This window comes from Streptosporangium fragile (genome assembly GCF_039534445.1).
Lineage (GTDB): Bacteria > Actinomycetota > Actinomycetes > Streptosporangiales > Streptosporangiaceae > Streptosporangium > Streptosporangium fragile.
Genome location: NZ_BAAAVI010000014.1, coordinates 67,151 through 88,410 on the forward strand (window position 1 = coordinate 67,151; position 21,260 = coordinate 88,410).

Sequence of the window (21,260 nt, forward strand, 5' to 3'; positions counted from 1 at the left end):
GACCGAGGTCTCCGGGCGCTTCGTCGGAACGCCTACCGGTCGCGTCGACTACCGGTTGTACTGCCCGAAGTCGTACTCCTCCAGCGGGACGGCCTCGCCGGAGCCCGAGCCGAAGGTGTAGTCCGCCGCGGAGCCGTCGTAGCCACCGACCGTGTACATCGCGGCCTTGGCCTCCTCGGTGGGCTCGACCCGGATGTTGCGGTACTGCGGCATGCCGGTACCGGCCGGGATGAGCTTACCGATGATGACGTTCTCCTTGAGGCCCAGCAGCGAGTCCGACTTGGCGTGGATCGCCGCGTCGGTGAGCACCCGGGTGGTCTCCTGGAAGGAGGCCGCCGACAGCCAGGACTCGGTGGCGAGCGAGGCCTTGGTGATGCCCATCAGCACCGGACGGCCGGAGGCCGGGGTGCCGCCCTCGGCCACGACCTCGCGGTTGACCCGCTCGAAGCGCGGCCGCTCGACGAGCTCACCGGGAAGCATGTCGGAGTCGCCGGACTCCAGCACGTTCACGCGCTTGAGCATCTGCCGGACGATGATCTCGATGTGCTTGTCGTGGATCGACACACCCTGCGAGCGGTAGACCTGCTGGACCTCGGCCACCAGGTGCAGCTGCACGGCCCGGGGGCCGAGGATGCGCAGCACCTCGTTGGGGTTGACCGCACCGGCGATCAACTGCTGGCCGACCTTGACCCGCTGACCCTCCGAGACCAGCAGCCGGGACCGCATGGACACCGGGTAGGCGATCTCGTCGGAACCGTCGTCCGGAACGATGACGACCTTCCGGGTCTTGTCGGTCTCGTCGATTCGGACCCGGCCCTCCGCCTCGCTGATCGGGGCGACGCCCTTGGGGACGCGCGCCTCGAAGAGCTCCTGGACACGGGGCAGACCGTGGGTGATGTCGGCGCCCGCCACACCACCGGTGTGGAAGGTCCGCATCGTCAGCTGGGTACCGGGCTCACCGATCGACTGGGCGGCGATGATGCCGACCGCCTCGCCGACGTCCACCAGCTTGCCGGTCGCGAGCGAACGGCCGTAGCAGGTGGCGCAGACACCGATCTTGGCCTCGCAGACGAGAGCGCTGCGGGTCCTGATGGTCTCCACTCCGGCCTCGACCAGCGCGGTGACGTGGGCGTCGTTGATGTCGACACCCGCGCTCGCGATGATCTTCCCGTCCACCTCCACGTCCTCGGCGAGGATGCGGCCGTGCACGTTGCTCTCGGCGTTCTCCGCCTTGACCAGGTTGCCCGCCGCGTCGCGCTCGCCGACGTGCAGCGGGACCGCGCGGTCGGTACCGCAGTCGATCTCGCGGACGATGACGTCCTGCGCGACGTCCACCAGACGACGGGTCAGGTAACCCGAGTCGGCGGTCCGCAGCGCGGTGTCCGCCAGACCCTTCCGCTGGCCGTGGGTGGAGATGAAGTACTCCAGCACCGACAGGCCCTCGCGGAACGAGGCCTTGATCGGACGCGGGATCGTCTCACCCTTGGTGTTGGACACCAGACCGCGGATGCCGGAGATCTGCCGGACCTGCATCAGGTTTCCTCGGGCGCCCGACTGGACCATCATCCAGACCGGGTTGGTCTTCGGGAACGCCTTCTGCATGTCGTCCGTGACGTCGCTGGTCGCGTGCGTCCAGATCTCGATGAGCTCCTGACGGCGCTCCTCGTCCGTGATCAGACCGCGCTCGTACTCACGCTGGACCTTGTCGGCCCTGCGCTCGTACGTCTCCATGATCTCGCCCTTGTTCGGCGGCGCGATGACGTCCTCGATGGAGATCGTCACACCGGCCCTGGTGGCCCAGTAGAAACCGGCGTCCTTGAGGGCGTCGAGCGCCGCCGCGACCTCGACCTTGGGGTACTTCTCGGCGAGCTCGTTGACGATGGTCGACAGCTGCTTCTTGCCGACCTGCATGTTCACGTACGGGTAGTTCTGCGGCAGGGTCTGGTTGAACAGGCACCGGCCCAGCGTCGTCTCCAGGCGGTAGGGCTCGCCCGGCTCCCAGCCCTCGGGGGCCGCCCAGCCGCGAGGCGGCGGGGTGTCACCCTTCATCCGGATCTGGATCTTGGCCTGGATGTCCAGCTCGCGGCGGTCGAAGGCCATGAGCGCCTCGGCCACCGAGCCGAAGACCCGGCCGGCGCCGAGGGCGTCCTCGCCGTCGTCCTTGATCGTGGTCAGCGAGTACAGACCGATGATCATGTCCTGGGTGGGCATGGTCACCGGCTTGCCGTCGGCCGGCTTCAGGATGTTGTTCGTCGACAGCATCAGGATGCGGGCCTCGGCCTGCGCCTCGGCCGAGAGCGGCAGGTGCACGGCCATCTGGTCACCGTCGAAGTCCGCGTTGAACGCGGTGCAGACGAGCGGGTGGATCTGGATGGCCTTGCCCTCGACCAGCTGCGGCTCGAAGGCCTGGATGCCCAGGCGGTGCAGCGTCGGCGCGCGGTTGAGCAGCACGGGGTGCTCGGTGATGACCTCTTCGAGGACGTCCCACACGACCGGGCGCGCACGCTCGACCATCCGCTTGGCCGACTTGATGTTCTGCGCGTGGTTCAGGTCGACCAGGCGCTTCATCACGAACGGCTTGAACAGCTCCAGCGCCATCTGCTTGGGCAGGCCGCACTGGTGCAGCTTCAGCTGCGGGCCGACGACGATGACCGAACGGCCGGAGTAGTCGACACGCTTGCCCAGCAGGTTCTGGCGGAACCGGCCCTGCTTGCCCTTCAGCATGTCGCTGAGGGACTTCAGGGGACGGTTGCCGGGGCCGGTGACCGGACGGCCGCGGCGGCCGTTGTCGAACAGCGCGTCGACGGCCTCCTGGAGCATCCGCTTCTCGTTGTTCACGATGATCTCGGGGGCACCGAGGTCGAGAAGGCGCTTGAGGCGGTTGTTCCGGTTGATCACACGGCGGTACAGGTCGTTCAGGTCCGAGGTCGCGAACCGGCCACCGTCGAGCTGCACCATCGGGCGCAGGTCCGGCGGGATGACCGGGATGCAGTCGAGGACCATGCCGTTGGGCGAGTTGCGGGTGTTCAGGAACGCCGAGACGACCTTGAGCCGCTTGAGGGCACGAGCCTTCTTCTGGCCCTTGCCGCTGCGGATCGTCTCGCGCAGGTTCTCCGCCTCCACACCGAGGTCGAAGTTGGTCAGCCGCTCCTGGATGGCCTGGGCGCCCATGCCGCCGCGGAAGTAGCGGCCGAAGCGGTCGCGCATCTCGCGGTAGAGCAGCTCGTCGCCCTCCAGGTCCTGGACCTTGAGGTTCTTGAAGCGGCTCCAGACCTCCTCCAGCCGGTCCAGCTCGCGCTGGGCCCGGTCGCGGAGCTGGCGCATCTCGCGCTCGGCGCCCTCGCGGACCTTGCGGCGCTGGTCGCCCTTGGCTCCGGCGGCCTCCAGCTCGGCCAGGTCGGTCTCCAGCTTGCGCTGGCGGGCCTCGATGTCGGCGTCACGACGCTGCTCGATGTGCTGCCGCTCGACGGAGATCTTCGCCTCCAGCGACGGCAGGTCACGCTCACGCATCTCCTTGTCGACATGCGTGATCATGTAGGCCGCGAAGTAGATGACCTTCTCCAGGTCCTTCGGGGCCAGGTCGAGCAGGTATCCCAGGCGGGACGGGACACCCTTGAAGTACCAGATGTGCGTGACGGGCGCGGCCAGCTCGATGTGGCCCATCCGCTCACGGCGCACCTTGGCGCGGGTGACCTCGACGCCACAGCGCTCACAGATGATGCCCTTGAAGCGGACGCGCTTGTACTTGCCGCAGTAGCACTCCCAGTCCCGGGTCGGACCGAAGATCTTCTCGCAGAAGAGTCCGTCCTTCTCGGGCTTCAGGGTCCGGTAGTTGATGGTCTCGGGCTTCTTCACCTCACCGTGCGACCACTGGCGGATGTCGTCGGCGGTCGCGAGGCCGATCCGAAGCTCGTCGAAGAAGTTGACGTCGAGCACTTGTAATCCCCTCCTCAGCTTCTAGATCAGACCTCTTCGACACTGCTCGGCTCGCGCCGGGACAGGTCGATGCCGAGTTCTTCCGCGGCGCGGAAGACGTCTTCGTCGGTGTCGCGCATCTCGATGGACATACCGTCGCTGGAGAGCACCTCGACGTTCAGGCACAGCGACTGCATTTCCTTGATGAGCACCTTGAACGACTCCGGAATGCCCGGCTCGGGGATGTTCTCGCCCTTGACGATGGCCTCGTAGACCTTCACACGGCCGAGGACGTCGTCGGACTTGATGGTCAGCAGCTCCTGGAGGGCGTAGGCGGCGCCGTACGCCTCCAGCGCCCACACCTCCATCTCACCGAAGCGCTGGCCACCGAACTGGGCCTTACCGCCGAGCGGCTGCTGGGTGATCATGGAGTACGGGCCGGTCGACCGAGCGTGGATCTTGTCGTCGACCAGGTGGAGCAGCTTCAGGATGTAGATGTAGCCGACCGAGATCGGGTGCGGGAACGGCTCGCCGGAGCGGCCGTCGAAGAGCCGCGCCTTGCCGTTCTCGGCGACCATCCGCCCGCCGTCCCTGTTGACCAGGGTGTTGTTGAGCAGGCCGACGATCTCCTCCTCGTTGGCACCGTCGAACACCGGGGTGGCCATGTTGGTGCGCGGCTCGACCTGGGCGAAGCCCTTGTCGCGCAGCCGCTCGGCCCACGCCTCCTCGATGCCGGAGATGTCCCAGCCTCGGGCGGCGATCCACCCCAGGTGGGTCTCCAGGACCTGGCCGACGTTCATCCGGCCGGGCACGCCCAGCGGGTTGAGGATGATGTCGACCGGGGTGCCGTCCTCCAGGAACGGCATGTCCTCGACCGGCAGGATCTTGGAGATGACACCCTTGTTGCCGTGCCGGCCGGCCAGCTTGTCACCGTCGGTGATCTTACGCTTCTGGGCCACGTAGACGCGGACCAGCTCGTTGACGCCCGGGGGCAGCTCGTCGCCCTCCTCACGGGAGAACACGCGCACCCCGATGACCTTGCCCTGCTCGCCGTGCGGCACCTTCAGGGAGGTGTCGCGGACCTCGCGGGCCTTCTCACCGAAGATCGCGCGCAGCAGGCGCTCCTCCGGGGTCAGCTCGGTCTCGCCCTTGGGCGTGACCTTGCCGACCAGGATGTCACCGGGCACGACCTCGGCGCCGATGCGGATGATGCCGCGCTCGTCGAGGTCGGCCAGGACCTCCTCGGAGACGTTCGGGATGTCCCGGGTGATCTCCTCGGGGCCCAGCTTGGTGTCGCGGGCGTCGACCTCGTGCTCCTCGATGTGGATCGAGGACAGGACGTCGTCCTGGACCAGGCGCTGGGAGAGGATGATCGCGTCCTCGTAGTTGTGGCCCTCCCACGGCATGAACGCCACGAGCAGGTTCTTGCCCAGGGCCATCTCGCCGTTGTCGGTGCACGGACCGTCGGCGATGACCTGGTTGACCTCGATCCGGTCGCCCTCGGCGACGATCGGCTTCTGGTTGAAGCAGGTGCCCTGGTTGGAGCGCTTGAACTTCGCCACGCGGTACGTCGTCCGCGTGCCGTCGTCGTTCATCACCGTGACGTAGTCGGCGGAGACCTCCTCGACCACGCCGGCCTTCTCCGCGGTGATGACGTCGCCGGCGTCGGTCGCGGCACGGTACTCCATGCCGGTGCCGACCAGCGGCGCCTCGCTCTTGAGCAGCGGCACCGACTGGCGCTGCATGTTGGAGCCCATGAGCGCGCGGTTGGCGTCGTCGTGCTCCAGGAACGGGATCATCGCGGTCGCCACGGACACCATCTGGCGGGCCGAGACGTCCATGTAGTCGACCTCGGTGGCGCGCACCGACTCGAACTCCCCGCCCTTACGGCGGACGAGCACGCGCGACTCCAGGAACGTTCCGTCGGGGCCGACCGGCGTGTTCGCCTGGGCGATGACGTACCGGTCCTCCTCGTCGGCGGTGAGGTACTCGACCTCGTCCGTCACCCGGCCGTCGACGACCTTGCGGTAGGGCGTCTCGACGAAGCCGAAGGAGTTGACCCGGCCGAAGGAGGCCAGCGAGCCGATCAGACCGATGTTCGGCCCTTCCGGCGTCTCGATCGGGCACATGCGGCCGTAGTGCGACGGGTGGACGTCACGGACCTCGAAGCCGGCCCGCTCACGGGACAGACCACCGGGACCCAGCGCGGACAGACGCCGCTTGTGCGTCAGGCCGGCCAGCGGGTTGGTCTGGTCCATGAACTGCGACAGCTGCGAGGTGCCGAAGAACTCCTTGATCGACGCCACGACCGGGCGGATGTTGATCAGGGTCTGCGGCGTGATTGCCTCGACGTCCTGGGTGGTCATCCGCTCGCGGACGACGCGCTCCATACGGGCCAGGCCCAGGCGGACCTGGTTCTGGATGAGCTCGCCCACGGTGCGCAGACGACGGTTGCCGAAGTGGTCGATGTCGTCGGTCTCGACGACGACCTCACCGTTGGCGCCCGGCATCGAGACCTCACCGGCGTGCAGCCGGACGATGTACTCGATCGTGGCGACGATGTCGTCCTCGGTGAGCGTGCCCTGGGTGATGTCGGCGTCGACCCCGAGCTTCTTGTTGATCTTGTACCGGCCGACCTTGGCGAGGTCGTAACGCTTGGGGTTGAAGTACAGGTTCTCCAACAGCGTCTGCGCCGACTCCTTGGTCGGCGGCTCGCCCGGGCGCAGCTTGCGGTAGATGTCGAGCAGGGCGTCGTCCTGGCCGGCCGTGTGGTCCTTCTCCAGGGTCGCGCGCATCGACTCGTACTGCCCGAACCGCTCAAGGATCTGGTCGTTGGTCCACCCGAGCGCCTTCAACAGCACCGTCACGGCCTGCTTGCGCTTGCGGTCGATGCGGACGCCGACGCTGTCACGCTTGTCGATCTCGAACTCGAGCCAGGCGCCCCGGGAGGGGATCACCTTGCATCCGTAGAGGTCCTTGTCAGAGGTCTTGTCGACGCTGCGGTCGAAGTAGACGCCAGGGGACCGCACCAGCTGGGAGACGACGACACGCTCGGTGCCGTTGATGATGAACGTGCCCTTGCCGGTCATGAGCGGGAAGTCGCCCATGAACACGGTCTGGCTCTTGATCTCACCAGTGGTGTTATTGATGAACTCCGCCGTGACGAACATCGGGGCGGAGTAGGTCATGTCCTTGTCTTTGCACTCATCGACAGAGTACTTCGGCGGCTCGAACCGGTGATCACGGAACGACAGGGACATGGTCCCGGAGAAGTCCTCGATGGGACTGATCTCCTCGAAGATCTCTTCGAGGCCCGACTGGGCCGGAACGTCCTTGCGCCCGGCTTGGCGAGCCGCCTCGACCCGCCCTTTCCACTTCTCGTTACCGAGCAACCAGTCGAAGGACTCGGTCTGGAGAGCGAGAAGGTCAGGAACTTCGAGCGGCTCCTGGATCCGTGCGAAAGACACACGACGGGGACCGGCGGGTACGGCGAAGGCGTTGCGCGAGGCTGCCAACAGATGTCCTTCCGAGGGCTCGCGGCGGACTGACTACACGCACGCCAGACGACCATGCAACAGAGCACCAAAAGAAGCGGGTCGTCAAAGGGCAGCGCAAAGGGGCAGTGTAGCCGAACGGCATACACCTGTCCACTCAAGTCTCGCTGCAAGCTCCACGTTGGTCGCAGCATCGCCCGTCAGAGCCGAAACGTCAAGCCCGTGGCTCGACATTTCGGCCGAGAAGCAGCTGAGACGCTGGGAGTTTTCCCACCGGGTGACCTGCGCACACCCAGCAACCAAGCCGATCTTCCGACCTGGTGCGGCTGACGCTCAGTCACACGACGGTTCGAACGCTAGCCGATGTTCGACTGACGATCGAGACTGCCATGGGCGATCTACCCAGGCCCGAACCAGTCCTAAACCAAGGCTTTGCTAACAATTGAATAAAGCGCCACGCCGACTACGGCGGCGGAGGGTTTCCGAGCAGCGTGGACAGCTCGGCGACCAGCCACCGAGAATCTTTCTTGACCATGACGAACCGGGCCCGGTTCTGGCTGACCTGCCGCCGGGGCTCCTTCTCGCCGGGCGGGACCTTCACGGTGTTCATGGTCATGAACAGCAGCACCTCGACCCGCCCGGGGTCGCCCGACACGGCCGACTCCACCCCGGCCCCGGCCACCGTCGCCTGCTGCACCGTCCGCTCCCGCCGCGCCTGCGGGATGATGGTCGCGGCGAGCTCGCGATAGTGCCGGGTGAGATCACCGGTGGTGTATCCGCCCGCCCTTGCGAAATCCTGTTCGATCGTACGATAGTCATACGACAGCATGTCGGAGGCGAGCGCACGGGCAGCGGCGAGCGCCTCCTGCCCCGCCGTCTCGTCCGCGCGCAGCCGGGTCAGGTCCGCGACCATGACCCAGACCACGGCCGTGAGCGCGAGCGTCACGACCGCCAGAACCCCGATCAGCACCTGGGAGACGCGCCTCACAGCACCAGCTCCGCCTTCGACACGAGCCAGGTCTTTGAGACTTTGGTCACTTCCATGTTCCACCGGTGGAAGCGCTCCTGCGGCGCCCTGTCGGTGCCGTCCCACCGGATGACCGCGTCGGCCACCACCATCACCCGGGCCGTGTCGTCCTTCATCGAGACCAGGGCGCAGGCACGCAGGGCACCCGTCTGGACGATCTTGTCCTTGACCGTGTTCTTCCGCAGATCGGCGGCCGTCCTGGTGTACTCGGCCCTGGCGGCCCCCGTGGAGGAGCCGAGGATGCGTTCGAGGTCCGCGTCGATGCTCCTGTGGCCGATCGAGAGCAGGTGCACGGCGTGCGCCCCGGCGGCCCGCAACGCCGCCCGCCGGTCGTCGGCCTCGGCCTGGGCGTCGCGCAACTGGGCGCCGACCCAGAAGGCGGTGGCGGTCAGCACCACGATCAGCACGCCCAGCACCGACCCCAGGGCCCTCAGCGGGCGACGGGGCCGAGCGGCGTGCAATGCCATGCCTTCCCTCCCGTCGCACGATCTCCGTAACCCGGGCCGGTGAGCGGGCCGCCCCGGCCATCCGGCCGGAAGGCTCCCGATCGCCGGATCATAACCCGCCGGATGGATCCATATGAGAGGCTTCGCGCACCTGTTCCCGCACCGTTTCGCACCCGCCCCGGGCGCTGACGGACGCCCGCCACCCGAGCGCGGTCACCGCACCCCGTTGACATGGGCGGCGACGAGCCGGGGATACTCCTCCAGCCAGTTGCGGCCCCGCTCGTCGACGAACGAGTTGGGCGGGGGGATCACCCCGTTGGCGGCCAGCCAGGAGCCCGGCGGGCGCTGCGTCCGGCGCAGGCGGTTGGCACTCGGCATGAGCTGCGGCGGGATCGGGGGCAGGCCACCGGGGTCGTGCCCCATCTGGGCCTCGGCCTCCAGCTCGGAGACGTCCTTCTCCTCCGACATGCCGATCGGGCCGTGCCTGCGCGCGTTGAGGAACTGCCGGACCACCGGCTCGTCGCTGGAGAGCAGCATCTCCCGCGGCCCGAACATCACCAGCTCGCGCCGGAACAGCAGCCCGATGTCGTCGGGCACCGTACGCGCGGTGTTGATGTCGTGGGTGACGATGAGGAACGTCGCCTCGATCTCCGTGTTGAGATCCACGAAGAGCTGGTTCAGGTAAGCCGTGCGGACCGGGTCGAGGCCGGAGTCGGGCTCGTCGACGAGGATGATCTCCGGATCGAGTACCAGCGCCCTGGCCAGGCCCGCCCGCTTGCGCATGCCGCCGGAGATCTCCCCCGGCAGCTTGCCCTCGGCGCCGACCAGGCCGACGAGATCCATCTTCTCCATCACGATCCGGCGGATCTCGGTCTCGCTCTTCTTGGTGTGCTCGCGCAGCGGGAAGGCCACGTTGTCGTAGAGGCTGAGCGAACCGAACAGGGCCCCGTCCTGGAACAGGACGCCGAAGAACCTCCTGAGCTCGTAGAGCTTGTTCTCGCTGCAGTTGGCGAGGTCGTGACCGTCGATCCAGATGTGCCCGCGGTCGGGCCGCAGAAGGCCGACCAGGGTCTTCAGGAAGACGGACTTGCCCGTGCCCGACGGCCCGAGCAGCACCGAGATCTCGCCGGCCGGCAGCGTCAGCGTGACGTCTTCCCAGATGACCTGCCTGCCGAACGACTTCGTCAGACCCTCGACCACGACTTCGACGCCCACGTGCCGCCCTCCAGGACACCGGGGACCGCTCGTCCCGCGGCTTGACGGAGACTTCGCCGACCGAAAGCCCCGCCGGCGGGAACCGGCACGGCCCGCGGATGGAACAACCGTAGCCACGATCACCCGGATCGCACGAGGGTCCAAGGGCTTCCGGCGATCGTTACGCCACGGTTATAAGACATATCGTCCAACAGGTGGCGCGCACGCCCGGCCGGAGACACCCGACCCCGGCCGCGGACCTGCGGAGATCCGACGCGGGAACGCACGCCTGAACGCGGAGACGCGCAGACGCGCAGACGCGCAGACGCGAAGACGCACGCCTGAACGCGAAAAGACAGAGACGCGGAAACGCGGAAACGCGAAGACGTACGACGGAAACGCGGCGGGGAGACGCAGGAAGAGGACGGAAACGCACCATGGAAATGCAAGAAGAGCGGGCCACCGGCACTGGGTGGACCCGCTCTTCCTGGTGAGACGAATTACTTGACGGTGACCGTCGCGCCGGCACCCTCAAGGGCGGCCTTGGCCTTCTCCGCCTGCTCCTTGTTGACCTTGCCGTCGAAGACCGGCTTCGGAGCGCCGTCGACCAGGTCCTTGGCCTCCTTCAGGCCCAGGCTCGTCAGGGCGCGGATCTCCTTGATGACCTGGATCTTCTTGTCACCGGCGGCCTCGAGGATGACGTCGAACTCGTCCTGCTCCTCGACCTCCTCGGCGGCGGCGCCACCGCCGGCGGCGGGGGCGGCGGCCACGGCCACCGGGGCGGCGGCCTTGACGTCGAAGGTCTCCTCGAAGAGCTTCACGAACTCGGAGAGCTCAAGGAGAGTCATCTCCTTGAAAGCGTCGAGCAGCTCGTCGGTGCTGAGCTTCGCCATGATGGTTCCTCCGTTTAACTGCAACTACTACGAAATGGGACCGCGGTTTGCGTTAATCCCCTGGACCGCCTGCGCGGACCTACTCGCCGCCCTCGCGCTTGGCGCGCAGGGCCTCGGCCAGCTGAGCCATGTTGGTGGGCAGCGCGTTGAAGACGGCGGCCGCGTGGCCCTGCTTCGCCTTCAGAGCACCGGCCAGCTTCGCGAGGAGGACCTCGCGGGACTCAAGGTCGGCAAGCTTGGTGATCTCGTCCGGGGTCATCGACTTGCCGTCGACGACACCGCCCTTGATGACCAGGAGGGGATTGGCCTTGGCGAAGTCACGCAGACTCTTGGCAGCCTCGACCACGTCACCGCTGACGAACGCGATCGCAGACGGACCGGCGAGCAGGTCGTTGAGCTGGCTGAATCCGGCCTCAGAGGCCGCGATCTTGGTCAGCGTGTTCTTCACCACGGCGAACTTCGCATTCTCACCGAGAGAGACGCGCAGCTGCTTGAGCTGGGCGACGGTGAGACCGCGGTACTCGGTCAGAACGGCGGCGCTCGAGCCTTCGAAGCTGCTCTTGAGCTCGGCTACAGCCGTTGCCTTTTCTGCCTTCGCCATGGGCCTCCTTCCAGATGTGCCGCCGGCGTAAAGGCCCGTGAAAACGAACAAGCCCCGAGCGCAGGCGCACGGGGCTCACATAAGGAGATCAATCCAAATGAAAACTCACATCACACCTACGCGGGCCGTCCACTGACGTGGATCCTTGGGTCGCCAGGCCATGAGGCATGACGACGACCGGCGGTCTTTGGCGTTGACAGCTTACGCCCTGGCCGGGTGGAAGCCAAATCGAACCGGGAAAAGCGCGGCCGGCCCCGGAGAGGAGCGCGCCCCGAGGCCGGGGCGCATTCGGAAAAGCGCGCCCGGACACCCGGAAGGGCGCCCGGACACCCGGAGAATCACCGCGGAAAGGCGCCCGGGAGAACACGCGCCCCCGGCCGGTCGGCCGGGGGCGCGAGAGCCTCGGGAACATCGGCCCCCGCGACGGAGACCGGCGGACCGGGCGTCAGTTCCCGCCGTGGTTCCCGGCGGGGTGGTCGGGCAGCTCGCCCACCTGGTCCGCGGGCGGGACGGTGATCTCCACGGGCTCGTTGAAGCCCTTGAAGAACGCCGTCAGGTTGAACGTCGTCCCCTGCTCGGCGCCGCTGAGCGTCACCTTGCGGGGCAGACTCTGGGCGTCGGCCCACAGGTCGAACTTCACGTCCTTCGCCTGCGAGAAATGCCCCTGGAGCTTCTCACGCTCGGCCGGGTCGACGAGCTGGGCGGCCTCGGCGACCGGGAAGGTGCCGCTGTAGTGCGTGGTCTCGACACCGCCGACCGTCTCGGTGCCGACGGCCTTGACGTCCTTCGACGCGGTCAGCAGCTTGACGGTGCCCGCCAGGTCGAACTGCCGGGCCTGGTCCATGAACTTCCTGACCTCGGCCTGCCCGGAGGCGTCCAGCTCGCTGAGCGACACCTTGACCCACGGCTTCTCCGTGCCCGTGAACCGGTTGAGGAGCTCCGACTTCACGTAGACCGTCTCACCCGACAGGATGGCCCGCGCGCCGCCCGGCACGTTCTGGCCGCCGAAGGTGATCGTGTCCAGCCGGATGTCGGTCGCCAGCTGAGGCTGGCTCTGGTACAGCACGCTGCCCTGGACCTTGCTCGTGCCCTTCTGCCCACCCGTGGCGTCGAGGACGAGGTCCGCGGAGTAGGAGGTCACCGCTTCGGCCTTCTGCGCGCTCTGCTGCACCGCCTCCGCGGCGGCCAGCTTGACGTTTCCAAGGGACGCGGTGCCCTGCGCACCGCACCCCGCGACCGCGACCAGCGCGGCCGCTCCCACGGCGAGTGCGGGAGCCAATCGGCGCATTCGTCTTCACCCTTTCTTCCCCCGAGGACTTGCCTACGACACTACGCCGCGGCAAGATCCGGCGCGTCCTCCCGGAGAACGAAGAAGGCCTCAACCGAATGGCCATTCGGTTGAGGCCTTCCGCGGAAGACGTCTGTTATCAGACCTCGAGCTCGGCGGTCATCGCCCGCGTCACGTTGGGGTCGACCTGGATGCCGGGGCCCATGGACGTGGAGAAGACGACCTTCTTGAGGTAGCGCCCCTTGGCCGCGGACGGCTTGAGACGGAGCACCTCGTCGAGGGCGGCGGCGTAGTTCTCGATGAGCTGACGCTCACTGAAGGACACCTTGCCGATGATGAAGTGCAGGTTCGCGTGCCGGTCGACACGGAACTCGATCTTGCCGCCCTTGATGTCGGTGACGGCCTTGCCGACGGCCGGGGTCACGGTGCCGGTCTTGGGGTTCGGCATCAGGCCGCGGGGGCCGAGCACGCGGCCCAGACGACCGACCTTGCCCATGAGGTCCGGCGTGGCGACGACGGCGTCGAAGTCGAGGCGGCCCTTGGCGACCTCGTCGATCAGTTCGTCGGCACCGACGATGTCGGCACCCGCGGCGCGGGCCTCCTCGGCGCGGTCACCGGTCGCGAAGACCAGGACCCGGGCGGTCTTACCGGTGCCGTGCGGGAGGTTGACGGTGCCACGGACCATCTGGTCCGCCTTGCGGGGGTCGACACCCAGCCGCAGGGCGACCTCGACGGTGGCGTCGAACTTGGCGACGTTGGTCTCCTTGGCCAGCTTGGCCGCCTGGGCCGGGCTGTACAGGGTCTCGCGGTCGACCTGCGCCGATGCGGCGCGGAATGCCTTGCTGCGCTTCACTTGCTCACTCCTGGATACGAGTGTCCGTGGTAGGGGCCTGCGCGGGCCCTCCCACTTCGACGTTTGGTGGCCGGCGGCGTGGACGCGATCGTCGTCGCACCCGGCGCCCGGCCGGTCGTGCGGGGAACCGGCTAGTCGACGATCGTGATGCCCATCGACCGGGCGGTGCCGGCGATGATCTTCTCGGCCGCCTGCAGGTCGTTGGCGTTGAGGTCCTGCATCTTGGTCTCGGCGATCTGGCGCAGCTGCTCCTTGGTGAGCTTGCCGACCTTGTCCTTCTGCGGGACGGGCGAGCCCTTGGCCACGCCGGCAGCCTTCTTGATCAGCTCAGGCGCCGGGGGCGTCTTCGTGACGAAGGTGAAGCTGCGGTCCTCGAAGATGGTGATCTCAACGGGGATGATGTTGCCGGCCTGGGACTCGGTCGCAGCGTTGTACTGCTTGACGAAGTCCATGATGTTGACGCCGTGCGGACCGAGGGCGGTACCGACCGGCGGGGCGGGCGTGGCCTTGCCGGCGGGCAGTTGGACCTTGACCAGCGCGGCGATTTTCTTCTTGGGAGGCATGGTTCTCTCCGGGTCCTTCTCTTCTCAACGACGTTCCAAATCCCCGCGCAGGCGGGGCCCGCCGCAGCCGTACCTTGACCAGCGCGGCAACTTTGGAACCATCCCCGCGACCGCGGGGCAGACTAACGAAGTCTACGCGACCGGCTCAGATCTTCGAGACCTGGTTGAACGAGAGCTCGACCGGGGTCTCGCGACCGAAGATCGACACGAGCACCTTGAGCTTCTGCGACTCGGCGCTGATCTCGCTGACCGTGGCAGGCAGCGTGGCGAACGGGCCGTCCATGACCGTGACGGACTCGCCGACCTCGAAGTCGACCGTCGCCGTGGAGGTCTTGGCCGTCGTCTTCTTGACCTCTTCGGTGGGCTCGGGCGCGAGCAGCTTGGCGACCTCGTCGATGCTCAGCGGGCTCGGCTTGTTGGACAGGCCGACGAAACCGGTCACACCGGGCGTGTTGCGGACCGCGGACCAGGACTCGTCGGTGAGCTCCATCCGGACCAGCACGTAGCCGGGCAGCACACGCTCCTTGACCAGCTGGCGCTTGCCGCTCTTGATCTCGGTCACGTGGTGGACGGGCACCTCGACCTGGAAGATGTAGTCCTCCATGTTGAGGGACTGCGTGCGGGTCTCGATGTTGGACTTCACGCGGTTCTCGTAACCGGCGTAGGAGTGGATGACGTACCACTCGCCGTACAGACCGCGCAGCTCCCGCTTGAACTCCTCGACCGGGTCGACGTCGGGAAGGACGTCACCGTCCTCGTCGACGGCGCCGGCCGGGGCCGGAGCGGCCTCGGTTTCGACGTCGGTGTCGTCGGTCTCGGCCTCGACGTCGTACTCCTCGGACTCGTCAGACGAATCCTCGGTGACGCCGACGGCCTTCTCCAGCTCGTCCTCGCGCTCTTCGCGGGACTCGCCGGCCGACTGTGAAGACTCGGACACGGTGGCTCTTTCTCTTTCCGTCGATGGCTGATGGAGGTGTCGCGGAGCGACCCGCCTGCCGGACGCCGGCTCAGGCTCCGCCGAAGATTCTCAGCACACCCTCGGTGAACAACGCGTCCAGAGCCGACACGATTCCGACCAGGATCAGCACGAAGACCAGGACGATGATGGTGTAGGAGACGAGTTCCTTGCGCTTGGGCCAGATGACCTTACGCAGTTCGGCGACAACCTGCCGGTAAAAGAGCGCGGGAGAAGTACGCTTCTTCTCGCCGCTCGGCTTGTCTGCGGTTTCGCCGCGCGTGTCGATCGCCACAGTCCTCACCTGAATCTGTCGAATCCAACGCATCCAGCGGCGCGCTGGACGCCTGATGCGCGGACCGCTCCTCGCAGGGCAGGAGGGACTCGAACCCCCAACCGCCGGTTTTGGAGACCGGTGCGCTACCAATTGCGCTACTGCCCTAGGACATGAACCACCATACATCGGTTGGGCCGATGTTTGGTTGCGGCTCACGGTCTTGCCCGCCGGTTCACGCGTCGTCGGGAAGACAATGCCGGAGTCTACGTGGGAATGGCCGCCGCGTCGAACTGGATAGTGATCACCCAGCTCAGCGGGTTTTCCGGATTCCGGTACGGTCCGCCGGGGACCGGCCGACGGCGGGTGCGAGGCGGAGTCCGCGGCACGGGTCTGTAACCATGGAGGCATGACCCGTCCTCGCATCTCAGCGCGCATCTCCGCGATCTCCGAGTCCGCCACGCTCGCCGTGGACGCCAAGGCCAAGGCGATGAAGGCGGCGGGCCGCCCGGTCATCGGCTTCGGCGCGGGCGAGCCGGACTTCCCGACCCCCGGCTACATCGTCGAGGCCGCCGTCGAGGCGTGCCGGAACCCCAGGTTCCACAAGTACACGCCGGCCGGCGGTCTCCCCGAGCTGAAGCAGGCCATCGCCGACAAGACGCTCCGCGACTCCGGCTACCGGGTCGACGCGTCCCAGGTGCTGGTGACCAACGGCGGCAAGCAGGCCGTCTACGAGGCGTTCGCCACGCTGCTCGACCCGGGTGACGAGGTGCTGGTCGTCGCGCCGTACTGGACGACCTACCCTGAGGCGATCAAGCTCGCCGGTGGCGTGCAGGTCGACGTGGTGACCGACGAGACCACCGGCTACCTGGCGAGCGTGGAGCAGCTGGAGGCGGCGCGCACCGAGCGTACGAAGGTCCTGCTGTTCGTCTCGCCGTCCAACCCGACCGGAGCGGTCTACAGCCCCGAGCAGGTCGAGGCGATCGGCCGCTGGGCCGCCGAGCACGAGCTGTGGGTCGTCACGGACGAGATCTACGAGCACCTCACGTACGGTGGCGCGACGTTCGCGAGCATCGCCACCGCGGTCCCCGAGCTGGGCGACAAGGTCGTGGTCCTGAACGGTGTCGCCAAGACCTACGCGATGACCGGCTGGCGGGTGGGCTGGCTGATCGGCCCCAAGGACGTCGTCAAGGCCGCGACCAACCTGCAGTCGCACGCCACCTCCAACGTCTCCAACGTGGCCCAGGCGGCCGCCCTGGCCGCCGTCAGCGGCGACCTGTCCGCCGTGGCCGAGATGCGCGCGGCGTTCGACCGCCGCCGCCAGACCATGGTCCGGATGCTCAACGAGATCCCGGGCGTGGTCTGCCCCGAGCCGCTGGGCGCCTTCTACGCCTACCCGTCGGTCAAGGAGCTGCTGGGCAAGGAGGTCGGGGGCCGGCGTCCGCAGACCTCGGGGGAGCTCGCCGAGATCATCCTTGAGGAGGCCGAGGTCGCGGTCGTCCCGGGTGAGGCTTTCGGCACCCCGGGTTACTTCCGCCTGTCCTACGCGCTCGGCGACGAGGACCTCGTCGAGGGCGTGAGCCGTCTCGCCAAGTTCCTCGGCGAGATCCGCTAGGCGTGTCGCGAGGGCGGGTCCGGCCCCCACGGCCGGGCCCGCCCTCGTGTGCCCGCGCGCTCAGTCTCCCAGGGCGTAGGCCACGGCGGCCTCGATGTGGGAGGCGGCGCCCTCCTCGTAGGCCCGGGTGTAGGCGGCCTCGCCGATCAGCTCCGTGGCGCGGACCGCGGCGATCTGACGGGGCTCGGTGCTCGTGAGGGCGCCGGGGCCGGGCAGCCCGAAGGCGATCCAGATGCGCTGGGCGGCGCCCAGGAGCCAGGCCGCGCGGTACCCGTCGCCCGCGGAGGCGGCGATCCGCGCGAGCTGGTCGATGGCCAGGGCGCTGCCGACCATGTCGCGCAGCCGCCATTTGACCTCCAGCGCCTCCCTGGCCGCCGCTGAGGCCTCCGCGACCTCCCCCCGGCCGAAGAGGGCCAGGGAGAGGATGTAGTCACCCAGGGCGCGATGGGAGAGCTCTCCGCGGGCCTCGCAGCGCAGGCGCGTCTCCCGCAGGATCTCCACGGCCTCGTCGAGGTCACCCCCGAACGCGGCGGCCATGGCGAGGACGAGGGGGACGGAGAGCGGCGCCGGGGAGTCCGGGGGGCCGGCCTCGCGGAACCTGGCGGCCGCGCGGAGGGCGTAGGATCGCGCCGCGTCGGGGTCCGCGGTGAGCAGGCGGTGGCCGGCGAGGCGGATGTAGGCGTTGGCTTCGGCGTCGGCGTCGCCGTAGTGCTGGGCGCTCTCGACGCTCTCCTCGGCCCGGCTGCGCGCCAGCGTCATGTCGCCCTGGATGAGCGCGAGGTGCGCGGCCACCCACAGGGGCCTGGACCTGGCGGGGTCGGGGGCGCCGACGGTGGCCAGGGCGCGGTCGACGTAGTAGCGGCCCTCGCGGACGAGGCCCAGGTAGCACCAGAGCACCCACAGCGCCCCGCTCAGTTCCAGGGCGGCGCGGTGGTCGCCCGCGGCGAGGCAGCGGTCGAGCGCCGTGCGGATGTTGGGCAGTTCCCGGTGGGCCCAGCAGGCCCATTCGAGCTGGCGCGGGCCGTACCACTCGGTGCCCATCCGCAGGGCGGTGGACAGGTAGTGGTCACGGTGACGGCGGACCATCAGCTCGCCCTCGCCCAGTTCGCCGAGCCAGTCGCGCCCGTACTCCCTGATGGTGTCGAGGAGGCGGTACTGGTCGCCGACCCGGGCGACGACGGATTTGGCGACGAGGGAGGCGAGCACGTCCGGCACGTCGGGCAGGCGCTCGTCCTCGCAGACTCCGCGGGCCGACTCCGCGTCGAAGGCGCCGGGGAAGACCGACAGGCGTGCCCAGAGCAGGCGCTCGGCGGGTGTGCACAGCTCGTGGCTCCAGCCGGCGGTGGTGCGCAGCGTGTGGTGGCGGACGGGCAGGCCGTCGCCGTCGGCCAGGAGCTTGAAACGGTCGTCGAGCTGGTCGGCGAGCTGGGTCGCCGACAGGCCGCGCATGTGGCTGGCCGCCAGCTCGATGGCGAGCGGCACGCCGTCGAGCCTGCGGCAGAGCCGGGCGATGGCCATCATGGCCCGCTCGTCGGTGCGGACTCCGGGGGCGACGGCTCTCGCCCGGTCGAGGAACAGGCTTATCGCGTCGTACTCGGCGAGGTCGGCGGCCTCGGGCGGTGGGACCGGGAACGGTTCGACAACCTTGACGATCTCCAGTGGCAGGCCGAGCTCCTGGCGGCTGGTGACGATGATGTGCACGTCGGGTGCGCCGGTCAGGATGGCGACCGCCAGTTCCGCGCAGGGGCCGACCAGGTGCTCGCAGGTGTCGAGGACGAGGAGCAGCCGCCGGTCGGCGAGGAAGGCGGTGAGCGACTCCATGACCGGGCGCTCGGCCTGCACGGGGAGGCCGAGGAGCCCGGCGACGGCGCCGGCCAGCAGGTCGCCGTTCATCTCCGATGACAGTTCGGCCACCCAGACGCCGTCGGGGTAGTCGTCCCGGATGCTCTGCGCAGCCTTCAGGGCCAGCCTCGTCTTGCCGACGCCTCCGGCGCCGTGCAGGGTGAGCAGGCGCGTCCGGGTGAGCAGCTTCGCGATCTCGTCGAGCTCGGCGGTGCGGCCGACGAAGGTGTTCATCTCGACCGGCAGGTTGCCGCACTGTGTCAAGAAAAGGCTCCCTGGAGTGCGTGTTCCACGGCGGTGCGCAGGCTGGTCGAGCTTCCCTCCGCCGTCAGCCTCTCGAACGTGCTCCTGCCCATGCGCCCGCGTAACCGCAGTTCGATGACGCGCAGCATGCTCGTGACGATGGGCGATCGGCTGGGCGGGACCTCGGCGCTCTCCCAGGCCGCCTGCGACGCCCCGAAGAGGGTCGCGGCGAAGGCGTCGTCCGAGCAGGACTCCGCGATGACGACGAACACCTCCAGCGCCTCCATCAGCGAGATGGTGTCGCCGAACAGACGCGCGCCGCGTAGGGAGCCGCGGGCCGCCGCCACGGCGGAGGCGGTGTTGCCGAGCAGGAGTTCCGCCTGGGCCAGCAGCAGGTCCAGGCGGATGAGGGTCCAGTAGTCGCCGCAGGATTCGCAGAGCTCGCGCCCCTCACGCAGGACGGAGACGGCCTGGTTGTGGTGGCCGGCGAGCATCATGGCGGTGGCGACGACGGTGTAGGTGGGCAGGAAGCCGGGGAAGACGTTGCCGGTGGAGCGGTGGCGCACGCGGGCGTGTTTGATGAGCCGCAGCGCCTCGCCCACGTCGCCCCTGACGACGGCCAGGTGGGCCTGGAACTGGCTGACGTAGGCCGTGGCGTAGCCGTCGGAGTCTTCGGCGGCGCACTCGGTCAGGATGCGCTCGGCGCGTTCGAGGTCGCCGCGCTGGATGGAGACCCAGGCGTGCACCCACAGTGCCTTGACCCGCTCGGGGCTGACGGTGTGGTCGAGGTCCAGGCCGCGCTGGAGGAGGTCGTCGCCGGGGGCCTGCATGCCGCAGCACGCCCATAGGAACCACAGGTTGCCGACGAGGTCGAGGCCCTTGCGGTATTCCTCGGGGCGGGAGTAGCAGTATTCGATGGCGCCGCGCATGTTGCCGCATTCGAGGACCAGCCTGCGGTACCACTCCAGCTGGCGGCCCTGCCAGCTCATCTCGGCGCGGGCCGACAGGGCGAGGAAGTGGTCGCGGTGGCGGCGGCGGACCTCGTCGGTCTCGCCGAGCCGGTCGAGCCAGACCAGGCCGAACTCGCGGACGGTGTTCAGCAGGCGGTAGCGGACCCCGCCCTCGCCTTCCTCGCGGGCCAGGATGGATCTGTCGAGCAGGCCGAGCAGCCCGTCGAGGACCTGCCCGGAGGTGAGCGCGCCGCCCGCGCAGACCTCCTCGGCGGCTTCGAGGTCGAAGGTGCCGGAGAAGACGGACGCCCGCGCCCAGAGCAGGCGCTCGGCGGGCGTGCACAGCTCGTGGCTCCAGCCGAGGGCCACCCGCATGGAGCCGTGCCGTCGCGGGCCGGACGCGCGCCCGGGGGTGACGCCCGCGGCGAGCCCGATCGCCAGGGGCAGGTTGTCGAGGCGCCGGCACAGCTCGGCCGGGTCGCCGTCGCCGGGCTCGTCGTGGGTGAGCGTCATGAGCAGCCGGACGGCCTCGTCGTCGGGCAGGCCGCCGATCGGGTAGAGGTGCTCGCCCGGCAGGCCCAGCCGCTGCCGGCTGGTGGTCAGCACCCGCAGTTCCTCGACCGAGCGCAGCAGCAGGCCGACCAGGATGCCCGCCGCGCCGACGACCCGGTCGCAGGTGTCGAGGACGATCAGGCTGCGGCGCGGGACGAGCACGTCGATCAGGGATCGCAGCGTGGCCACGCCCGGCCGCTCGGGGGCACCGATCGCGCGGGCGAGCATCTCGGTCAGTGCCCCGACGTCGGCGGGGGCGTCGGCCAGTTCGACGACGTGGACGCCGCCGGGGAAGGCCGGTTCGAGCGCGGCGGCCAGGCGCAGGGCGATGCTGGTCTTGCCGGCCCCGGCCGGGCCGGTCAGCGTGACGTGACGGACCCTTTCGAGCAGCGCTGAGACGTCGGCGAGCTCTGTCTCCCTGCCGACGAAGACGTCCGCTTTCATGGCAGCCCCAGCGTCGTCCTGACAACGTGTGCATCTACGGTCGCACGGAGGAACGGTCGCCTGAAACCCCGTTGCTCAGATTTCCTCGGTATGACGGGCGATGCGGGCGCG

Annotated in this window: 15 protein-coding genes and 1 tRNA gene; 1 reads left to right on the forward strand and 15 read right to left on the reverse strand. The window is 68.5% G+C overall.

What is annotated here, in order from left to right:
- Positions 1 to 48: 48 nt before the first annotated feature.
- From ABD841_RS11935 to ABD841_RS11995, 13 genes are all read right to left on the reverse strand, one after another.
- Entirely contained in the window at positions 49 to 3,936 is a 3,888-nt protein-coding gene (locus tag ABD841_RS11935) for a DNA-directed RNA polymerase subunit beta' (RefSeq protein ID WP_344970602.1), read from the reverse strand.
- A gap of 26 nt (positions 3,937 to 3,962) precedes the next feature.
- Positions 3,963 to 7,430, reverse strand: a complete 3,468-nt coding sequence (gene rpoB / locus ABD841_RS11940; protein WP_344970603.1) for a DNA-directed RNA polymerase subunit beta — start codon at positions 7,428 to 7,430, stop codon at positions 3,963 to 3,965.
- A 442-nt stretch (positions 7,431 to 7,872) separates the two neighbouring features.
- Positions 7,873 to 8,397 carry a hypothetical protein gene (locus tag ABD841_RS11945; protein WP_344970605.1) on the reverse strand — a complete coding sequence of 175 codons (525 nt, stop codon included), beginning with the start codon at positions 8,395 to 8,397 and terminating at the stop codon, positions 7,873 to 7,875.
- Positions 8,394 to 8,903, reverse strand: a complete 510-nt coding sequence (locus ABD841_RS11950) for a hypothetical protein (protein ID WP_344970607.1) — start codon at positions 8,901 to 8,903, stop codon at positions 8,394 to 8,396. The genes ABD841_RS11945 and ABD841_RS11950 overlap by 4 nt, the downstream gene beginning before the upstream one ends.
- 192 nt (positions 8,904 to 9,095) lie before the next feature.
- Positions 9,096 to 10,097 carry an ABC transporter ATP-binding protein gene (locus ABD841_RS11955; protein WP_344970608.1) on the reverse strand — a complete coding sequence of 334 codons (1,002 nt, stop codon included), beginning with the start codon at positions 10,095 to 10,097 and terminating at the stop codon, positions 9,096 to 9,098.
- A gap of 479 nt (positions 10,098 to 10,576) precedes the next feature.
- On the reverse strand, positions 10,577 to 10,969 hold the full coding sequence (gene rplL / locus ABD841_RS11960; protein WP_184538215.1) for a 50S ribosomal protein L7/L12: 393 nt from the start codon (positions 10,967 to 10,969) through the stop codon (positions 10,577 to 10,579).
- A gap of 79 nt (positions 10,970 to 11,048) precedes the next feature.
- On the reverse strand, positions 11,049 to 11,570 hold the full coding sequence (rplJ, locus tag ABD841_RS11965; RefSeq protein ID WP_344970610.1) for a 50S ribosomal protein L10: 522 nt from the start codon (positions 11,568 to 11,570) through the stop codon (positions 11,049 to 11,051).
- 445 nt (positions 11,571 to 12,015) lie between these two features.
- Positions 12,016 to 12,858 carry an SCO4651 family lipoprotein gene (locus ABD841_RS11970; RefSeq protein WP_344970612.1) on the reverse strand — a complete coding sequence of 281 codons (843 nt, stop codon included), beginning with the start codon at positions 12,856 to 12,858 and terminating at the stop codon, positions 12,016 to 12,018.
- Positions 12,859 to 12,997: 139 nt separating this feature from the next.
- Positions 12,998 to 13,711 (reverse strand): 50S ribosomal protein L1, encoded by a 714-nt coding sequence (gene rplA, locus ABD841_RS11975; protein ID WP_344970614.1) that lies wholly within the window; start codon positions 13,709 to 13,711, stop codon positions 12,998 to 13,000.
- Between the two features lie 131 nt (positions 13,712 to 13,842).
- Entirely contained in the window at positions 13,843 to 14,274 is a 432-nt protein-coding gene (gene rplK / locus ABD841_RS11980; RefSeq protein ID WP_344970616.1) for a 50S ribosomal protein L11, read from the reverse strand.
- A gap of 145 nt (positions 14,275 to 14,419) precedes the next feature.
- The gene (gene nusG / locus ABD841_RS11985; protein ID WP_344970618.1) at positions 14,420 to 15,211 is read right to left on the reverse strand and encodes a transcription termination/antitermination protein NusG; all 792 of its coding nucleotides are present in this window, start codon (positions 15,209 to 15,211) and stop codon (positions 14,420 to 14,422) included.
- Positions 15,212 to 15,281: 70 nt separating this feature from the next.
- Positions 15,282 to 15,524: a preprotein translocase subunit SecE gene (secE, locus tag ABD841_RS11990; protein WP_344970620.1), complete on the reverse strand. Its 243-nt coding sequence runs from the start codon at positions 15,522 to 15,524 to the stop codon at positions 15,282 to 15,284.
- Positions 15,525 to 15,598: 74 nt separating this feature from the next.
- Positions 15,599 to 15,671: transfer RNA gene (locus tag ABD841_RS11995), tRNA-Trp, on the reverse strand.
- Between the two features lie 241 nt (positions 15,672 to 15,912).
- Here ABD841_RS11995 and ABD841_RS12000 point away from each other — a divergent pair.
- Positions 15,913 to 17,118, forward strand: a complete 1,206-nt coding sequence (locus ABD841_RS12000) for a pyridoxal phosphate-dependent aminotransferase (protein ID WP_344970622.1) — start codon at positions 15,913 to 15,915, stop codon at positions 17,116 to 17,118.
- Between the two features lie 60 nt (positions 17,119 to 17,178).
- Here ABD841_RS12000 and ABD841_RS12005 read toward each other — a convergent pair whose 3' ends face one another.
- Positions 17,179 to 19,224: an ATP-binding protein gene (locus tag ABD841_RS12005; protein WP_344970623.1), complete on the reverse strand. Its 2,046-nt coding sequence runs from the start codon at positions 19,222 to 19,224 to the stop codon at positions 17,179 to 17,181.
- The gene (locus tag ABD841_RS12010) at positions 19,221 to 21,149 is read right to left on the reverse strand and encodes an ATP-binding protein (protein ID WP_344970625.1); all 1,929 of its coding nucleotides are present in this window, start codon (positions 21,147 to 21,149) and stop codon (positions 19,221 to 19,223) included. Before ABD841_RS12010 ends, ABD841_RS12005 begins: the two co-directional genes overlap by 4 nt.
- Between the last annotated feature and the right edge of the window lie 111 nt (positions 21,150 to 21,260).